Annotated in this window: 13 protein-coding genes; all 13 read left to right on the top strand. The window is 42.5% G+C overall.

Annotated elements, in window-relative coordinates; genetic code table 11:
• Positions 1–2: 2 nt before the first annotated feature.
• The 13 genes from I2I33_RS17450 to I2I33_RS17390 all read left to right on the top strand — a co-directional run bounded on the left by I2I33_RS17450 (position 3) and on the right by I2I33_RS17390 (position 19611).
• Positions 3–1442 carry a RagB/SusD family nutrient uptake outer membrane protein gene (locus tag I2I33_RS17450; protein ID WP_162613690.1) on the top strand — a complete coding sequence of 480 codons (1440 nt, stop codon included), beginning with the start codon at positions 3–5 and terminating at the stop codon, positions 1440–1442.
• A 28-nt stretch (positions 1443–1470) separates the two neighbouring features.
• Positions 1471–2349 carry a hypothetical protein gene (locus I2I33_RS17445; RefSeq protein WP_140402535.1) on the top strand — a complete coding sequence of 293 codons (879 nt, stop codon included), beginning with the start codon at positions 1471–1473 and terminating at the stop codon, positions 2347–2349.
• Positions 2350–2501: 152 nt separating this feature from the next.
• Entirely contained in the window at positions 2502–3440 is a 939-nt protein-coding gene (locus tag I2I33_RS17440) for an ABC transporter ATP-binding protein (protein WP_087419457.1), read from the top strand.
• Between the two features lie 29 nt (positions 3441–3469).
• Complete coding sequence (locus tag I2I33_RS17435; protein WP_087419458.1) at positions 3470–5779, top strand: Gldg family protein; 2310 nt, start codon at positions 3470–3472, stop codon at positions 5777–5779.
• A 172-nt stretch (positions 5780–5951) separates the two neighbouring features.
• Positions 5952–6512 carry an RNA polymerase sigma-70 factor gene (locus I2I33_RS17430; RefSeq protein WP_229128363.1) on the top strand — a complete coding sequence of 187 codons (561 nt, stop codon included), beginning with the start codon at positions 5952–5954 and terminating at the stop codon, positions 6510–6512.
• Positions 6513–6608: 96 nt separating this feature from the next.
• Entirely contained in the window at positions 6609–7781 is a 1173-nt protein-coding gene (locus tag I2I33_RS17425) for a FecR family protein (protein ID WP_087419460.1), read from the top strand.
• A 165-nt stretch (positions 7782–7946) separates the two neighbouring features.
• The gene (locus I2I33_RS17420) at positions 7947–11336 is read left to right on the top strand and encodes a SusC/RagA family TonB-linked outer membrane protein (RefSeq protein WP_229128362.1); all 3390 of its coding nucleotides are present in this window, start codon (positions 7947–7949) and stop codon (positions 11334–11336) included.
• A 16-nt stretch (positions 11337–11352) separates the two neighbouring features.
• The gene (locus I2I33_RS17415; RefSeq protein ID WP_087419462.1) at positions 11353–12894 is read left to right on the top strand and encodes a RagB/SusD family nutrient uptake outer membrane protein; all 1542 of its coding nucleotides are present in this window, start codon (positions 11353–11355) and stop codon (positions 12892–12894) included.
• A 13-nt stretch (positions 12895–12907) separates the two neighbouring features.
• Positions 12908–13630 carry a DUF4843 domain-containing protein gene (locus I2I33_RS17410; protein ID WP_087419463.1) on the top strand — a complete coding sequence of 241 codons (723 nt, stop codon included), beginning with the start codon at positions 12908–12910 and terminating at the stop codon, positions 13628–13630.
• An 18-nt stretch (positions 13631–13648) separates the two neighbouring features.
• The gene (locus I2I33_RS17405; protein WP_087419464.1) at positions 13649–15256 is read left to right on the top strand and encodes a PKD-like family lipoprotein; all 1608 of its coding nucleotides are present in this window, start codon (positions 13649–13651) and stop codon (positions 15254–15256) included.
• A 138-nt stretch (positions 15257–15394) separates the two neighbouring features.
• Entirely contained in the window at positions 15395–16324 is a 930-nt protein-coding gene (locus I2I33_RS17400; protein WP_087419465.1) for an ABC transporter ATP-binding protein, read from the top strand.
• 7 nt (positions 16325–16331) lie between these two features.
• Positions 16332–18647 carry a Gldg family protein gene (locus tag I2I33_RS17395; RefSeq protein ID WP_087419781.1) on the top strand — a complete coding sequence of 772 codons (2316 nt, stop codon included), beginning with the start codon at positions 16332–16334 and terminating at the stop codon, positions 18645–18647.
• A gap of 37 nt (positions 18648–18684) precedes the next feature.
• Positions 18685–19611 (top strand): ABC transporter ATP-binding protein, encoded by a 927-nt coding sequence (locus I2I33_RS17390; protein ID WP_087419466.1) that lies wholly within the window; start codon positions 18685–18687, stop codon positions 19609–19611.
• Positions 19612–19624: the final 13 nt, after the last annotated feature.

Genomic DNA, 19624 nt, shown 5'->3' with positions numbered 1-19624 from the left:
AAATGAAAGAAAGAATTTTATTGATGATATGCGCGTTGGGAATCCTGACAGCGTCTTGTTCCGATTTCTTGGACTCCAAGTCGCAGGATGAGGTGATACCTAAAACGACGAAAGATTTTCGTGAATTGTTGTTGGGATCGGGTTATCCTTCTCCCATTAATTCCCATCCCTTGGCCCTGACCGGATATATGGATGATGATGTTGACACGGATTTGAGAAATAGTATGGCCGGTAGCGATTTGGTTAAAGGAGTTTTTCCGGTTTTCACGTGGCAGAGTGATGCGGAAAGGTACGAGGGTTCGATAATGAGCCCGGAACTGGCGTCAACGCCCTATTATTTGATGTACGAGCGGATCAAGGGGTGTAATGCCGTGTTGGATTATATCGACGAGGCTATCGGGACTCAACAGGAGATCAATCATATAAAGGCGGAGGCTTTGTCGGTGAGAGCGTTGTTTTATTTTTGGTTGGTGAATCTTTATGGCGAGCCTTATACGGAGAACCCTCGGGCGGCAGGTGTTCCCTTGAAACTTTCTTCATCGGTGGAGGAGGTCAGCGTGTCCCGTGCAACGGTGGAACGAGTGTACGAGCGGATTTTGGACGATTTGACGAAAGCGTCCGATTTGTTCGGGGCGGAGAGTCGTGTGACCACGGATTTCAGGATTAACCGACCGACGGTGGAGATACTTCTTTCGCGGGTGTATCTTTACACGGGAAAATGGAAAGAGGCGGTTGAAGCGGCCACGGAAGCAATCCGGATGGGTGGAAAATTGGCTGATTTGACGGCGATTGAGAAGAATGGTGCTTTTGCTTGTGTCAGGTATTCTTCACCGGAGGTAACTTGGATGTATGGTGGAGAGGGGATGGGTTTTTATGTCGAGAATGGCTTGAATATGGCAAAGGAGTTGGAGGAAGGTTATGGTGCTAGCGACCGACGGATGGACCTTTATTATTCGCATGATGAAAACCGGGGGCATTATTATCTTCAAAAGACGGGGACTTCTGCATCGGGGGACCTTGGGGATGCTCCCAAACAGGCGATACGTCTTTCGGAGGCTTACTTGAACCGGGCGGAGGCTTACGTGTTGTGGGATAACAAGGTGACGGAGGCATTGAAGGATTTGAACGAGTTGCGTCGGAATCGTATCGAGGGGTATTCGGATGTATCGATCAGTGATCCCGTATTGTTGTTGGAGGAGATTCGCAAGGAACGTCGTTTGGAATTGGCTAGAGAGGGCCATCGTTGGTTGGATTTGCGTCGTTACGGAATGCCTTCCATTAAGCATACGTGGTTACCGGGAGAAGGGCTGACTTTGCAGACTTTCGTGTTGAAGTCGAAGGATCCTATGTACACGTTGCCGTTGCCAGAGGCTGTATTGGGAGTCAATCCGGCTTTGAGTCAGAATGCTTCGGCCAATACCCCGGAGCGTAAAGCAGAATGATGTATAGGAACGATTAAAAGAATTCATGATGAAAAAAAGATATATAATAGGAATGTTTATCGGGAGTGTCCTCTTTTGTTCGTGTGCCAAGGACTCGGCATTGGGACCGGATGTTTCGCTTGAGCGGGATTACGTGTTACCTCAAGGAAAATCCCCGCAGGCAGATGGTCGGATTGTGGATTTGTACGAGAAGTATGGTTCTTATTTCTTGTATGATTTTACCCTGTTGGATTTGAATTGGAATCAAGTGGCTAATTCGACTAGTTATAAGTTGGCATTGGGTGATCCGGCTTATGCGGGGGATATGCTGGATTTGTTGGATGAGGTGTGGTTGCAGTTTTACCCGGAAGAGTTCCTGAAAAAGAATTTGCCGTACCGGGTTTTTATGGCAGACACGATTTATCAGGTGTTGAGCTATATGGATCGCCCGATGGAATGCGTGAAAACGGGTGATAATTCGTTGGCTTTCGGTTATATGAACGCAGACACGAAGAAGAAGACGGCTGCCGAGAAGTTGGCGTTGAAGAACACGGTGCAAACGCTGTTTTTTGATTTGTTGCAGGTGCGGAAGGTCATATCAATTCCGGAGGAGTTTTACAAGATCAGTGATTATTCGACGAAAGCGAGTGCTGATCCGAATGACGATGATTACGCTCGTAAGCGGGGATTCGTGGCGAATCCTCAATACGGGAATGAATGGTGTACTTACGTTAATTGGCAGACAAAGACGTTGTTACAGTCGGATGATTTGACGTATTTTTTGGCAAGTATTCTTTGCCGGACGTCCACCCAGTGGGCCAGTGATTTAACTTACCCGTTGGTGAAGGAGAAGTACGATATTTTGGTAAGCCATTTCAAGAAGGAATATAATATTGATTTGGTGAAGATAGGTAACAAGACTTACTAGTATCAAGAGTTTATAAAGTCCATAAAGTTTGTAAAGTTTATCAAGTGACGGGAACCCTGTAAACGAGGTTTTGGGAGCTTGTAAACTTTATAAACGGGGGACGTGTTGTCTTTACATTAAGGGAATAGATGTTTGAATTATAAAATTATTGTATGGAAAAATCAGTTGTAAGAGTAGAAAATCTGTCTCATCGTTACAATGTGCAGTGGGCTATTCGGGATATTAATTTCGAGATAGATCAGCGAGGGGTTGTGGGATTGCTGGGATCGAACGGGGCCGGGAAGTCCACTACGATGAATATTATTTGCGGGGTGTTGAAACAAACGCAGGGAGAAGTTTACATTGACGGTATCAATTTCCGGGAGAATCCGGTGGAGGCTAAAAGGAATATCGGTTTTTTGCCCCAGAAGCCTCCTTTATATATGGATTTTACCGTGGACGAGTATCTCACGTATTGTGCGGATTTGCGAATGGTGGATAAGATGGATGTGAAAAAGGCGGTTGACGAGGCGAAGGCTCGGTGTGGGATTACTCATTTCAGTAGTCGCTTGGTTCGGAATTTATCGGGTGGGTATCAACAGCGTGTGGGAATCGCACAGGCGATCGTGCATAACCCGAAGTTTGTAGTACTGGACGAGCCGACGAATGGGCTGGACCCGAACCAGATCGTGGAGGTGCGGCATCTGATTAAAGAAATTGCCGAGGAGCGTTCCGTACTTTTGTCCACACATATTCTCTCGGAGGTACAGGCTACTTGTGAGGAAATTAAGATGATTGAACAGGGGCAGCTGGTCTTTTCGGGGACGTTGGATCAGTTTGATAATTATATACAGCCGAACACGATTATGGTGACGTTGGCAAATCCCCCCGCAGAGGGAAGTCTTGTCTGGGAGGGAGTGAGTAACGTGGAGAGGGTTACGGATCACCGGTTCCGTTTGCGTTATGACGGATGCCGGGAGACGGCGAGAAGGGTGGCGGAGCAGAGCGTGAATCGGGGCTGGGGATTGGAAGAGTTGGTGGTGGAGAAGAGCTCCATGGACGAGGTGTTTGCTAAATTATCCGGTAAGGCGAATGGTGAAGGGAAAAGATAAGATGTTGGTCAAAAGAAATTAAATATATTATGAGAAGAATATTGAAAATAGCGAAAGCAGAGTTGTTTACTTTGTTTTATTCCCCGGTGGCTTGGCTGATCCTTGTGGCCTTTACCGTTCAAGTCGGGTTGAAGTTCACTGGGTTGATGGCGGATTTCGTTTACCGGGAAGATATTGGGTTCGGGAATGGATTTTTGACGGCGAATTTGCTGGGGGGTATGTTCGGGATGTATAACACGGTGCAGCAGTATTTATACCTTTATATGCCTCTATTGACCATGGGGTTGATGAGCCGGGAATTTAGTAGCGGGTCGATCAAGTTGCTGTATTCTTCGCCGGTAACGTCGTCCCAGATTGTCATGGGTAAGTTCTTGGCGATGATGGCTTACGGGTTGGTATTGTTGGGAACGTTAATCCTGTATATCGGTTACGCGGCTTGCGTGGTGGATAACTTTGCTTTTGCCGAGGCGTTGTCCGGTTTGCTGGGGTTGTATTTGTTGTTGTGTGCTTATGCGGCGATCGGGCTTTTTGTTTCGTGTCTGACTTCCTATCAGGTGGTTGCGGCTATTGGGACGTTGATTATTCTGGCCGTGCTGAATTACATGAATCAGGTGTGGCAGGATATAGCGTTTGTCAGGGACATCACGTATTGGTTGTGTCTTTCCGGGCGTACGAACGAGATGATCAGCGGTTTGTTGTGTAGTGAAGATATTTTGTATTTCGTGATCGTGATTTCCATGTTCTTGTTGTTGAGTATTTTGAAATTGCAGTCCACGAGGCAGCGGGTTTCTTTTTCCATGGTTTGGGGAAAGTATCTTGGCGTGGTGGTGGTTGCGATGTTGTTGGGATTCGTGACGTCTCGTCCCGTGATGATGTGCTATTATGATGCGACGGAGACGAAACGGAATACCTTGACACCTAACAGTCAGGAGGTCATGAGCAAGTTGGAAGGAGGAATGACGATTACCACGTATGTCAATTTCTTGGATCGGGATTATTACATCGGGATGCCCAATATGGTAAATTCGGATTTGGAGAGGTTTAAGCAGTATTTGCGGTTTAAGCCGGAGATCAAGATGAAGTACGTGTATTATTACGATTCGGTTTCTAATAATCCTTGGCTGGACGTACGATTCCCGAATACGACGACAAAGGAGAAGGCGGAGCAGTTGGCGGATATGCGTGATTTGAATTTCAAGATGTTCATGGCGCCCGAAGAGTTGAAGAAGCAAGTGGATTTGTCGGACGAGGGGAATCGTTTTGTGCGAATCGTAGAACGGGAGAATGGGCAAAAGGCTTTCCTGCGTCTGTTTGATGATATGATGAAGTTCCCGAGTGAGGCGGAGATGGCCGTGACGTTTAAACGGTTTACCATGAAATTACCGAAAGTCGGGTTCTTGGCCGGACATGGGGAACGTTCGATTGATTCGGACCGGGCGAAGGATTATCTTTTCTTTTCGCAATTGAAGAATTTCCGTTATTCTTTGATTAATCAAGGGTTTGACGTGGAGAATGTCTCTCTTGCCGGAAGTTCGGATATCCCGGATGATATTGAGATCGTGGTGATTGCCGATCTGACAAAGCCTTTGGAGCCGGGGGAACAGGAAAAGTTAGACAGGTATATCGCCCGCGGAGGGAACTTGGTGATTGCCGGAGAGGTGGGCAAACAGGATGTTATGAATCCTCTCGTGGAGCAGTTCGGGGTTCGTTTCTTGCCGGGAGTTTTGGTACAGGTGAAACAGGATATTCAACCGGATTTGATGATCGTGAATGCCACGCCGGAGGCGGGAGAGATGTCTTATTTCTTTCAGGATATGTTGATCGGCCGGAATGCGAAGATCGTGATGAACGGGGCCGCGGGATTGGCCTACACGGAAGATCGGGGATTTAAGGTGACGGAGATTTTGCGGACAGATACGACCGGATGCTGGAACGAGATGGAGACGAGGGATTTCGTGAATGATAGCGTGATTCTTAATGCGGCGGCTGGAGAGGTGGAGGCGATGTACCCGGTGGCTCTGGCTCTTTCCCGGAAGGTGGGAGATCGTGAGCAAAGGATTATGATTCTTGGGGATGCGGATTGTATCAGTAATGAAGAGTTTTCTATCCGGAGGAATTTGCGGGTGATGACGGCCAATTATACTTTGGTTACAGGTACGTTCTATTGGCTCTCTGATGAAGAGGCGCCTATTGATGTCCGTCGCCCTATGGGAACGGATAATAAGATACACTTGAGCCGGAAAGCGATGCCTTATTTGAAGACAGCGTGTATGGGAATTGTACCCGCTATATTGCTGATTTGGGGCGTGGTATTGTGGATGAGGAGAAAGCGAAAATAAGTAGTACGGAATTGTCAAGATGTTGTGTGAACCCCCAAAAATTTGATAAGAGCTTTTGGGGGTGTTTTGTGTTTCTTTGAATTTATGATATATTTTTTGTTTTTTTTTGAATGAAAAATCATAGCTTTGTCATAAAGTAATGTGGGCAAACAATTATTAGAGATACATGGGTATGCAACCAGAAGAGTTTATAGACCAGATAAATAGAAAGCAGATGCCGGCTTTCCGTGAGTTGTTTGGTTCATTCTATCGCTATCTGGTATTATATGCTATGCGTTATGTGAGACAGCAGGAAGTGTCGGAAGATATTGTGCAGGAGGTTTTTATTGCTATTTGGGAGAGTGATAAAAAGTATAATTCATATCATGGATTCCGGGCATTTTTGTATGATTCGGTCAAAAATCGTTGCTTGAATTATTTAAAGCACCAAGAGGTTGAACGGCGGCATGCAGAGATTTTATTGCAGGAGCAGGATGAAGAGGACGAAGATTATCGGTTAATGCGTGAGGAGATGTACCGGGCGTTGCATCAGGCCGTGGATGAATTGCCGGAGCGTTGTCGTCAGGTGTTCAAATTGCATTTGCAGGGCAAGAAAAATGAGGAAATTGCTCAAATGCTGGAACTTTCTGTGGAAACAGTGAAAACACAGAAAAAGAAGGCGATGTATTTTTTGCGTGAGCGATTAGGTAGGTTGTATTATTTGTTAATGATTCTGAATATTATTGATTTATAGTATTTTGTGTATTTTGTCTGATTTTTTTTGAAAAAAAAGATGAATTAGGATACCCCGTTTTTGTATCATGGTTGTATATGATGCAAAAATTATCAGATGGAGAATCAATATCCCGATAGAATTGTTCACTTGCTGCAACTATACTTGCTTGGAGATATTACCAAGGAGGAACGGCAGGAATTAGAGGTATGGTGTGAAGAGAAAGTACGGAATAGGCAATTGTTTGAACAAATTTGCCAAGAGGATTTGTTTTCAAAAGAACGATTTGTTTATGAAAAGATAGATGATACAAAGGCATTACGTACTTTTGAAAAACACGTAAGAAAAGTTTCTGCGAGAGGTATTGGCCGTTGGTGGAAATATGCGGCCGTGTTGCTATTTCCTATTTTAGTTGTCGGATCGTGGAAATTGATATATGAAGTAGAGCAAGTTCCTGTTGTAACCACTTCTGTTTCACAGATTCAACCGGGATGTTCACGGGCAGTACTTGTCTTGGATGACGGACGGAAAGTGTTCTTGAAGGAAGAGGAAGAGAGGGTGATTTCGGAAGATAAGGGGATAACGGTTACAGGGGAAAAAGATCGTTTAGTATATACTTCTTCCGAGGGAAAAAATGTAGACGAGCTCCGTTTCAATGAACTTGAGGTTCCTCGTGGTGGGGAGTATAAAGTAAGATTAGCAGATGGAACATTGGTGTATTTGAATTCGGCTACTCGAATGAAATATCCTGTTAAATTTGATGAAAAAGAACGTAAAGTGTATTTGTCGGGAGAGGCTTATTTTGAGGTTACCAAAGATCCCAAACGTCCATTTTTTGTAGAAATGGAAGGTGTGGAGGTTCGGGTGTATGGGACTTCTTTTAACATTAATACTCATCAGAAGGGGAATATTCAAACCGTATTGGTCAAGGGAAGTATTGGGGTCAAGGTTTTGGCATCAGGAATGGAGAGCGTGATTACACCCGGGCAGATGGCCGAGTTTAAGCAAGGAAATGCAAAGGTTGATGTGAAGGAAGTAAATGTAGCTGTTTACACGGATTGGAAGGATGGCATTTTCCGTTTTGAAAATCAGAGGTTGGAAGATATTCTTACTGTTTTGTCAAATTGGTATGATGTGGATGTTTTTTATCAAACTGTTTCTGTGAAAGAGCTACATTTTTCGGGGTATATGGAACGGTATAAAGATGTCAGTGTGATTTTGGAAGCGATTACCTTATCAACAGGGGTAACGTTTTCTGTTCAAGGAAAGACGATTATTGTATCAAAATAAAAACGGAAAGTATTTGGCGTACTTCCCGTTTGTAATTAAGTACAACAAAAACTATTTGGCGTAGTTTCTTGTTGAGGTATTAATAACTTTAAGTACAAATGTATGAAAAAAAACCGATTGTGCCATTCTTTTTTTAAAAGACCATGGCGTAAAATTTTAGTAATTATGAAATTGTTTTTTTTACTCACTTGTTGCTTTACACTTTCGTTGTCAGCCAATAGTTTGGCTCAACAGGAACGTGTGAGCTTGAAAATGAAGAACGTGGGTGTGGAAAAGTTGTTCGATGAAGTTCAACGTCAGACGAAACTTTATTTCTTGTTTAATATAGAACAAGTAAAGCAATTGGGAAAGATTTCTTTGGACGTGAACAATGAAACCGTGGAATCGGTGTTGATGTCTGTTTTCAAGAATTCAGATTTGACGTACGTTTTTAACGGGAATATGATTGTCGTACGACCTAGGGATACTCAAGAGAATAAGGAAATAAAGAAGATCGTTATAACGGGAAAGGTTTCTGACGAGAAAAAACAGCCTCTTCCCGGGGTAACGGTGCAGATGAAGGGCGTTGCTATCGGAACGGCAACGGACCACGACGGGAAATACTCGTTGACGATCCCGAATGCCCCGAAAAAGTTCACGTTGGTGTATTCTTTCGTGGGTATGGTTACTCAAGAAGTTATTTACGCCGGAAAGGACACGATTAACGTGGTGATGAAGGAGGACGTGGCGACGTTGGAGGATGTGGTGGTGACCGGTTATATGAATATTCGTAATTCAAGTTTTACGGGTAACGCAGTAACCGTGAAGAAGGAGGATTTGTTGAAAGTTTCGAAAACGAATGTTATTAAGGCGTTACAAGCGTTTGACCCTTCTTTCCGTATTAAGGAAAACAATCGTTGGGGATCAGACCCTAATGCCTTACCCGAGGTGTATATCCGGGGAGAATCCGGTTTGGGAGTGAGACAATTGGATGCTGATGCATTGTCGAAATCAAATTTGAAGGACAACCCGAATCTACCGACTTTTATTATGGATGGTTTCGAGGTGAGTGTTTCCAAATTGTATGATATGGATCCGAACCGGATCGAATCGATTACCATTTTGAAAGACGCAACGGCAACCGCTTTGTACGGTTCGCGTGCGGCTAACGGGGTGGTAGTGATTACCACGGTCCCCCCCAAGGCCGGTAAATTGAATATTGATTACAGCTTCGTGGGGGATATTACTTTCCCGGACCTGTCGGATTATCATCTGTTGGATGCCAAGGGAAAATTGGAAACGGAGCGTTTGGCGGGATGTTATGATTTGGCCGTAGCTGATGACGGTTATACGGATCAGTATACTTTGGATAAAGAGTATAATGAAAAATTGGCAAATGTTACCAAAGGTGTGGATACCTATTGGTTGTCCAAGCCGTTGCAGACGGTGTTCAATCATACTCATAGTTTGTACGTGGACGGAGGTAACGAGAGCGTGCGTTTTGGCATTGAATTGCAATATGCCAATCAAGATGGTGTGATGAAGGGGTCGTTGCGTGATCGTATGGGAGCTGGCGTTTCCTTGTCATATAATTACAAAACATTTTTGGTGAAAAATACGGTGACTTATCAACGTGTGCGTACGAAGGAGTCTCCATTCGGTAATTTTGCCGATTTCGCGAAACAATTGCCATACGATACCTATAAAGATGAGAATGGAGTGTATCATCCGACGATGAAATATTGGGGACGAGGTTCTGAAAGTAATCGCGTGAATCCGATGTACGAACCGAGTTTGCATAATTTTGATAAAGGTGCTTCAGAGGAGTTTATTAATAATTTGTCCATTAATTGGAATATTATTGACGGGTTGTTGTTGAAAGGGCAATTGAGTTTGACGAAGACGATGAATCATTCGAAACGTTTTTATGACCCGTTGTCGAAACAACGAGCTAATTTAAATCAATTGACTTTAGATGATAAGAATAGTAGTAATAATTTGAGTTTAGGTACATTGTATTTGAATAATGACGATAGTTTTAGTTTGGATATGAATGCCACCTTGTCTTATAATAAGGCTTTGAACGGTCACATGATCAATGCGTTAGCCGGTGTTTCCGTGAAAGAAGATAAATCCAAGGCGAATAATGCTACCTATATCGGCTTCCCTTCCGGAACTTTATCATCTCCGCAATACGCTAAAGAGATGCTTCAAAAGACCGGTTTCAGTGAAAGTACGAAACGTTTGGTGGGATTCTTGCTTTCTGTGAACTATTCATATCAAGACATCTATCTTTTGGATGCTTCTGTTCGATTTGACGGTTCTTCTACCTTCGGATCGGATCAACGTTTTGCTCCTTTCTGGTCATTCGGATTGGGAGTTAATTTACACAAGTACGACTTCATCCAATCGTTGGGATTTGTCAATCAGTTGAAAGTGCGTGCTTCTTACGGGCAGATTGGTAAGGCGAATTTCCCCGCGTATGCGGCTCGCTCCACGTATGATATCGTGACCGATGAGTGGTATAAAACCGGTATCAGTACTCGTTTGAAAGCCTTGGGTAATAAGAATTTGACTTGGGAAACGACGAACACGTTCGATATCGGGGCGGAATTGTCATTGTTCAATGATTTGTTGTACGTGAAAGGGGCTTATTATGACAAACGCACGATCGATTTGGTGAATGATGTGACGGTACCGACTTCCACGGGATTTAGTTCTTATCGCGATAACGTGGGTGAAATTTCAAACAAGGGATATGAATTTGATGTACGCGTGGCTGCTTGCCAAACGAAAGATTGGTCTGTGATCTTTAACTTTAATTTGGCTCACAATAAAAATCGGATAGAGAAAATTTCTGAAAGCCTGCGTGCTTATAATGAACGAGTGCAAAAGATGTTTGAGGAAAATTTGATGTATAATGATCCGGATAGAGCTTTGCAAACTCAACCTTTCTTGCAATACGTGGAAGGAGGTTCGATGAATTCTATTTTTTGTGTCCGTTCGTTGGGTATTAATCCTGCCGATGGTCAAGAGGTATTCGTGAGTCGTAATGGACAATTGACAAAGGTATGGAATGCTTCCGATCAAGTTGCAGTGGGTACAACAGAACCCAAAGCTCAAGGTACTTTCGGTTTCAATGTAGCTTATAAACAATTCAGTTTGTACACGAGTTTTATGTACGAGGGTGGAGGACAGCGTTATAACCAGACTTTGGTAGACAAGGTGGAAAACGTGAATGTCTACACGGACAACGTGGATGAGCGTGTATTGACCAATCGATGGACGAAACCGGGGGATAAGGCTAAATATAAAAGTTTGGTGGTAGGACGAGATGGGGTAGAAGATACGAAACCGACTTCTCGTTTCGTGCAAGACTATAATATGTTGTCGTGGAATTCGTTTGAGTTGGGATATGATTTGCCTTCCGGTATTACAAGTAAGTTAAATTTAGGAATGTTGCGTTTTAGCTTTAGTATGAATGATATTTTGCATCTTTCCACGGTGAAACAAGAGAGAGGAACCAGTTATCCTTTCGCTCGTACCGTGACGTTCTCGATAAAAGCTTCATTATAATGAAAAAATTAGAGATATGAAAAAAGTAAATATATTAATCTTGTTGATAGGAGGAGTGTTATTATCAGCATGTACCAGTTGGTTGGATGTTACTCCGGAGGATACGGTCGAAGAGGAGGACTTGTTTAAGGAATCTACCGGATTTCACAATGCTTTAAATGGAGTGTATCAGCAAATGGCGAGCACTTCTTTGTATGGTCGGGAATTGACTTACGGGTTGCTTGATGCCATGGGACAGGTGTATCAGCTTTATGGCGAAAATTATCATTATGGTGCCGGAATTAAGAGTTATCACTACTATTACCAGGGAACCCGGTTTGCTTATGATGCCAATGACGATATAAAGCGTGCTATTGAAAGTATTTGGTCGAAGGGTTATAACACGATAGCCAATTGTAACAACATTATTCGTAATATTGATGCTTTAAAAACGGGAGATTTTCGTGGGGGAGAGGCAGAACGGCAAATGATCAAGGGAGAGGCTTTGGCGGCTCGAGCTTGGATGCATTTTGATTTATTACGTTTATTTGCCCCGGCATTGGTGGCTAACCCTGCCGGAATTTATATTCCTTACGTGACGGATTTCCCTTATTATGGAGGACAGAGTGCATTGAGCGTATTGGAGACATTGGAAAAAATAGAAGCCGATCTTTTGTTAGCGAAAGATATGATCATGGCTTATGATACTTTAAATGATGCTAATCGGCGAATATTAGGAGACCAGTATCGTTTTAGGATACATTCATTCGTTTCTAACACGGATGATGATTCTGATATTATTCCTTTGCCGTTCTATCAGTATCGCGGTTATCGGATTAACGCGATGGCGGTGACCGGTATGTTAGCTCGTTTGTACAGCTATTGGGGGGGAGAGAAGTTAGTGGAAGCGGCTAAAAATGCGCAGGAAGTGATAGATTTTGAATGGACAGATGGAAAGAAAGCTCTTTTTTATACGGAAAATGGTTGGGATAATCGCTTGGATTATGATCGGAAATGTTCGCAGGATTTAATTTTCTGTTTGTCATATCCTTTACTGCAAGAAGGTTATAATGAGTATGCCCTGTCAACAGGTAATGCTTGTTTGGCACTGGCGAAATATGATGAGGTTTGGAATTACGACCTTGCCGATGGCGGTGATTTCCGTTTAAAATTCATTAAAACGATAGATGATTGGTATACTGATCATATGCCCTTGAAGAATATTCGTCCGAATTCGGATAAAGACTTGGTTTCTGTCATTGAGGATATGGTCCCGATGATGCGTTTGAGTGAAATGCATTTTATCTTGGCCGAGTATTATGCTTCGATCGGTGATTTCGGGCAAGCAGCGAATTACTTGAAGGAAGTGCGTGTAGGAAGAAATTGTTTGGGAGATGTGGATTTGGGAATTGTTGACATGGAAACTTTTAAGGCTCGACTTTTAGGAGAGGTTAGACGTGAATTTTTCCAAGAGGGACAGACGTTCTTTTATTACAAGAAGTATGGAGAAAATTTAAGAAAAGGGATGATACCCGAATCTTTTGTTTTGCCGAAACCGGATAGTGAAAATATTAATTAAAGAGGAGGTGACTATGAAAAAACATATTATAGGAACATTGTTGTTGGGGGGATGGAGTCTGATGATGCTGACTCTACTGCAAAGTTGCGATAAACAGGAGGTATTTTCTTACGAGTCGGAGCATGCATTGTTTTTTGAGCGCTGGAAACAGGTGAGTTTGTCGGAGAGATATCGTTTGGATACGGTGAATTATTCCTTTTCTCACTATGTGGGGGTAGAGGATATAGAGCATCAGTTTAAAATAAATTTGATTGGTAATTTGTTGGAAGAAGATGCGGAATATAAAGTAATTGTGGTTGATTCGTTGACCACGGCCACGGAAAACCAATATACGATCAAGAATCCCATTTTCCGAAAAGGACGTTCTTCCGATTCGTTGTCTGTGGTAGTGCATAAAACTCCGGCATTGAAGGACAAATCAGTGCATCTGACCTTGCGTTTGGTGGAAAATGAAAACTTCGGATTAGGATATATGGGCTATACGGATGTACGTATTCGTTTTAATGATATGCCAACGCAACCGACTTGGTGGACGAAAGAGGTGGAATTGGCATTTCTAGGTCCCTATTCTTATGAAAAGTTGGAAACGATTGTCGCGGCGAACGAAGGATTTACAACATTTGAAGGTTTGTCGCTTACTGAAAAACGTAAAATAGCTTTGAATACCAAGGAGTATATTAGTGAGCATGGAATCACGGAAAAGAACGGTGATCCCATGGAGATTCCTGTCTATTAACGTGTAATTTGATTAATTATGAAAAATATATATTGTATTTTATTGTTTACAGCTTTCATCCTGAATGCGTGTTATGATGATAAAGGAAATTACAATTATAAGGATATCAACGAAATCGAGATATCGTTTGAAGATAATGCTTCTTATACAAAAACATTTGGAGAAGTATTGGAGTTGACCCCGATTTTGAATTTTGATTTGAGTCAAGAAGGTGATCGATACACTTACTTGTGGAAGTTGAATGATGAAACAAGGGAGGGGTGGGATCAGCCAACGTTAAAATGGGAAATTGATGAGGTCGTAGACCGTGGAAAAATTTCTTTGGAAATAACAGACCATAAATATGGAGTTTCTTATTTGGGATATGCAACTTTGTCTGTGGTCGGAATTTATGAAAATGCTCGCTCTTGGATGATTTTGTCGGAAGTAGGAGGAAAATCGCAATTGTCTTACTTTAATATGTTGGAGTATGATTCTGAGGTTGATACCATTATTTCATCAAGAATTACTTTGGATGTTTATGGGATGAGTAATGATGGAGCTGAATTAGGATCAGGGCCGATCGCCTTGCAAGAGCATTTTAGAGAAGGTGTTGATTGGAATGAAAATATTGTTGGCAATGTTTGTGTTTTTCAAGAGAGTGGTGCGGTGGATCTAAGTGGCGTGGATTTTACAAAGGAAATTGATATGGCTGAGGCTTTTGACGGAGGTACATATCCGGCAGGAGTTATTCTTGGACCCGGGACTTTCATGGATTGGGTAGATATTGTGACAGATCAAGAAGGACGATTGTATTCCCGATTAAAATCGGTGAGTACCGTCTATAATACGGACTATTTTTTGCATACACCATTATCTTGTACGGGGGAAACGGAGCCATTGAGAAATTGCACGGTGATTCCCGGATATTACAGATCGAATCGTACGGGGTATAACTTCGTCTATGATGGAGAGAATAAGCGATTGCTTTATGTGACGAATGGAGGAACTAATTGGGAATCCGATTTACAAGGAGCCGGTAGAGTGACTGCCTTACCGGCTTGTGGAGAGAATGATGATATCGATAAAATCATTCCTTTGAACGATATGAAAGGGTATGAATTGCTGAAAGCAACTATGTTTGGATTTGGATACCCGAATTATGGTGTCGCTTTGTTATTAAAAGAGGAGGCAACGGGAAAAATATTTTTGCAACGTGTTAAAATTACGGGAAGTAATGCTAAGCCTAGAATTTTGGAAATTTTTAAAGATGAGGTGATAGGTCTGCCTGGAATTCCAACGGTTTCCGCATTACCATTAAATGGACCGGAGTATATGTTTTTTGCTGTTGATAAGAATGTTTATTGCTTGGATTTGAATAATATAACGAAACCGGTAACCCTTTATAAGAGTTTTGATGCCAATGTTGTGGCCATGAATGCCGAATCGGAAACATACTCGTGTGCTCACATGGCGGTCGGGTTGGAAAATGGAGAGTTTTATATATTAATGATTTACGGTGCTAAGAATCTTAGTGAAGAGGAAAAAGTGATCTATCCGAAACATGGGGCGGCTTATCCTGCAGAGGAACGCATGGGACGAATCGTGGATATTAAATATAAACAGTTGGATCATTGGAACTATTGATCGTTTCTAAATGACTGGTTTGACGTTTTTTGCAAACCTTGCAGGCATACCGAATGCCTGCAAGGAATAGTAATCCGTGTGTTGAAACTGTCGTTTGGACGAGAATCGAGAGTAAGTGAATCACAAATGAAAAATTATATGGGAAGTTCGATTGTATCAGTAAAAAATCTGTCACATCGCTACAGTGTGCAGTGGGCGATAAAAGATATTAGTTTTGATATTACTAAGAAAGGGGTCATGGGCTTGCTGGGATCTAATGGAGCCGGTAAGTCAACCACGATGAATATTATTTGCGGGGTATTGAATCAGACGGAGGGGGAAGTGTTTATTAATGGCATCAATTTGCGAGAGAATCCGGTGGAGGCGAAGCGGTACATCGGATTCTTACCTCAGCAACCGCCCTTGTACACGGATTTGACCGTGGAGGAGTATTTGCGGAATGCCGCACATTTGCGGTTGATGGAAAAGTCAGAAGTAAATAAAGCCGTGGACGTGGCTTTGGCACGTTGTTCTATTTCTCATTTTCGGAATCGGTTGATTAAAAATTTATCTGGGGGGTACCAACAACGGGTCGGGATTGCACAGGCTATCGTGCATAACCCTAGTTTCGTGGTGTTGGATGAACCGACGAATGGTTTGGATCCCAATCAGATTGTGGATATTCGGAATTTGATTCGAGAGATTGCGGAGGAACATTCCGTGTTGTTGTCCACTCATATTTTGTCGGAAGTACAGGCGATCTGTAATGACATCAAGATGATTGATAACGGGCATTTGGTGTTCTCCGGTTCGATGGAAGATTTTGATAATTATATAGCTCCGGATAGTTTTATTATCGAGTTGAATAATAGTCCGGGTAAGGAGGTGCTTGCCGGGTTGACTTCTAATAAGGGGATCGAGGAGTTGTCCGAAAATCGTTTTAGAATATTCTTCAGCGGGGATAATAGTATCACGGAGCAATATATAGAAAGAAGTGTGACAGAGAATTGGGATTTGAAAGAACTTTTGGTTGAGAGATGTAGTTTGGATCGGATTTTCGCACAATTATCCGGTAAAATAAAAGAATAGTGTGGATATGAGACTAAATAAGAATATAAGACAAACATTGAGAATAGCTAAAATAGAACTTAGTTCTATGTTTTATTCTCCAGTAGCATGGTTGATTTTGGTTATTTTTGCCTTGTTGATCGGATATGATTATGCAAATGTTTTTGATGGTCAACTACATTCGCAGTCTTTAGGTAATAATTTGTGGAATGTGTCGTCGGCGATTTATAATAGTTGGATGACGGGAATTTTGAAACCGATATTGAGGAATCTTTACTTGTACATTCCTTTGATCACGATGGGACTGATGAGTCGGGAATATCAATCGGGATCTGTAAAGTTGTTGTATTCTTCGCCGATCAAGAATTCTTCGATTATACTCGGCAAGTATCTCGCCATGATGTGTTACGGTGCGGCTTTAATGTCTATTATCGGGTTGAATGTGCTTTTTTCTTGGTTGACCGTGGAGAACTTCCAAATATCCATGTTGCTGGTAGGAATGTTGGGTATTTATTTGTTGATATTGGCTTATTCCGCAATAGGTCTGTTCATGTCGACGCTTACGGCTTATCAAGTCGTTGCTGCCATCGGAACGCTGGCCGTTTTGGCGGTATTGAATTTTATTGGGGATGTCGGTCAGGGGATTGACTTTGTACGGGATATTACTTTCTGGTTATCTATTTACGGACGTTCGACTTCTTTTATTGATGGGTTATTGCCTAGCGCAGATGTCATGTATTTCTTGATTGTCATTGGTTTGTTCCTAGCTCTTTCAATTTTTAAGTTAAACACGGAGAAGAAAATCATGTCTATGCGGACGAAGGTGTTGAAATATAGCATGATTGTTGTGTCTGCTTTATTATTGGGGTATTTGACCTCTCTTCCACAGATGAAGTTGTATTATGACGGAACTTACACGAAGACGAATACTTTAGCCCCGGAGAGTCAGAAGGTGATTCAGAATTTGAAGGGACCGCTCACGATAACGACGTATGTGAATATTTTGGCCCCGGATTATTTTTCTGGCCTGCCTTTTAACCGGAATTATGATCTGGCACGTTTCGAACGTTATATGCGTTTCAAGCCGGAGATTAAGATGAAATACGTGTATTACTATCATAATGCGAATAATGCGGAACTGGATGCTCGTTATCCGGATTTGAATGACGAGGAGAGAGCTAGAGCTCTTTGTGATATTAGTCACTTAAATTTTAAGATGTTTAAATCTCCGGAAGAGATTGATAAGATGATTGATCTGAGCGGAGAAGGGTATCAATTTGTCCGGATTGTAGAGCAAGAAAATGGGCGTAAGGAGGTTTTACGATTGTTTAATGACAATGAACGTCACCCAAGAGAGGGCGAGATTACGGCGACATTGAAACGTTTTGTAGCGAAGGCTCCCATGGTGGCATTTTCTACGGGATATGGATCACGTAGTATTAATAATTACGGAGGACGGGGTTATTATTTGTTTGCCCGAGATTTGTGGTTCCGACATTCGTTGTTGAATCAAGGGTTCGATACACGAGAAATTAATTTGGACGAGGAGAAACTGACGGATGATATTTCCGTGCTTGTGATTTCAGATTTGAAGGAGGCTCTTTCGGAGAAGGCCTTGGCAAATGTGAAAGATTTTGTGGATCACGGTGGTAATATGGTTATTTTAGGAGAGTATGAGAGAAGTGAGAATATGAATTCTTTGGGTGCTTTGTTCGGTGTTCATTTCTCAGATGGGGTTTTGGCTCATCCGAATAAGTTGGGATCTCCCGTGGTCCTGTGCGCATCGTACACGGATGAGGCTGTCGAAAAACATTCGGCTTTTAATCGTATGCAAGCTTGGGGATACGGTGTGTCTGTACCTACTGCTGTTGCGTTGGACTATTCGCAAGTAAAGGATTTTGAGGTGTATCCCGTGTTGGTGACCGGTGATAGTGCCTGGATCGAGCATGAAACGAAAGATATGGTTGACGGAGAGTTTGTTTGTAATCCTGCTGCGGGAGAGGAAGAAGGAAACTATGCAGTCTTGATTAATTTAAGTCGTAAGATCGGTGATAAAGAGCAGCGAATTATTATTTCCGGTGATAGTGATTTTATCACGAATGAAGAGTTTGGACTTACACGTCCGGGAATGGAAGTGAATAATTTTGAAGTTATTACGGGTTCATTCCGTTGGCTCTCGTATGATGCTTATCCTATTTATACTGATCGGATCGGGGCCATAGATAACGGGATCAATTTGTCCGGAGGTTGGCGAGTTTGGATCAAGTTGTTCTTTATGATTCTTTTCCCGGCATTTCTTGTAGGGACGGGAGTCATGATTATATATCGCAGACAACGTAAATAGGGTGATTTGGTATGTTGTTACATTAAAATTTAAAAGTATGTCAAATAAAATAGTGGAAGTTCGGCATCTGTCTCATAGATATAGTGTGGATTGGGCTATTCGTGATATAAATTTCGAGATAAAGGAGAAAGGCGTGTTCGGTTTACTTGGTTCGAATGGGGCCGGTAAGTCTACGACGATGAATATTATCTGTAACGTGTTGACCCAGACGGAAGGAGATGTCTTTATTAATGGAATAAACTTGCGGAAGAATCCAATAGAGGCAAAGAAGTATATCGGTTTTTTACCCCAGAAGGCCCCTCTTCACACGGAGATGACGGTAGACGAGTATTTATATCATTGTGCAGATATTCGGTTGATGCCTAAGAAGGAGATCCCTGCGGCTATTGATCGTGCAAAAGAGAAGTGTGGAATCACGCATTTCAGTAAGCGTCAGATATGTAATCTTTCCGGGGGATACCAACAACGGGTGGGTATAGCACAGGCTATTATACATGATCCTTTATTTGTTATTCTTGATGAACCGACGAATGGACTTGACCCGAATCAGATTACAGAGGTCCGGCATTTGATCAAGGGTATTGCAGAAGATAGAGCCGTGTTGATTTCCACTCATATTTTGCCGGAGGTGCAGGCTGTTTGTGATTATATCATGATGATCGAGCATGGACAGAAAGTTTTCGAGGGAACGATAAACGCTTTTAATACCTATATGTCACCGAGTGCCTTGATGACAATTATGCACAATGCACCGACGACGGAGGAATTGTTGAAGATTGAGGGTATTGTTCGGGTGGAACGGTTGACGAAAACCCGTATCCGGTTGCATTTTAAAGGGGATAATGCCATTGTGGGACGTGTGGTGAAACAAGCTGTTGAGAATCAGTGGCACTTGAGGGAAATCTCTTTGGAGAAGGAATCCTTGGATAAGGTATTTGCAAAACTGTCTGGCAAAGAGGTGTGACGGGAGTTGATAT

Origin of the sequence: Butyricimonas sp. BSD2780061689_150309_C8 (assembly GCF_015560935.1) — a bacterium.
Classification (GTDB): domain Bacteria; phylum Bacteroidota; class Bacteroidia; order Bacteroidales; family Marinifilaceae; genus Butyricimonas; species Butyricimonas paravirosa.
This window is presented reverse-complemented; position numbering and strand designations above follow the sequence as displayed.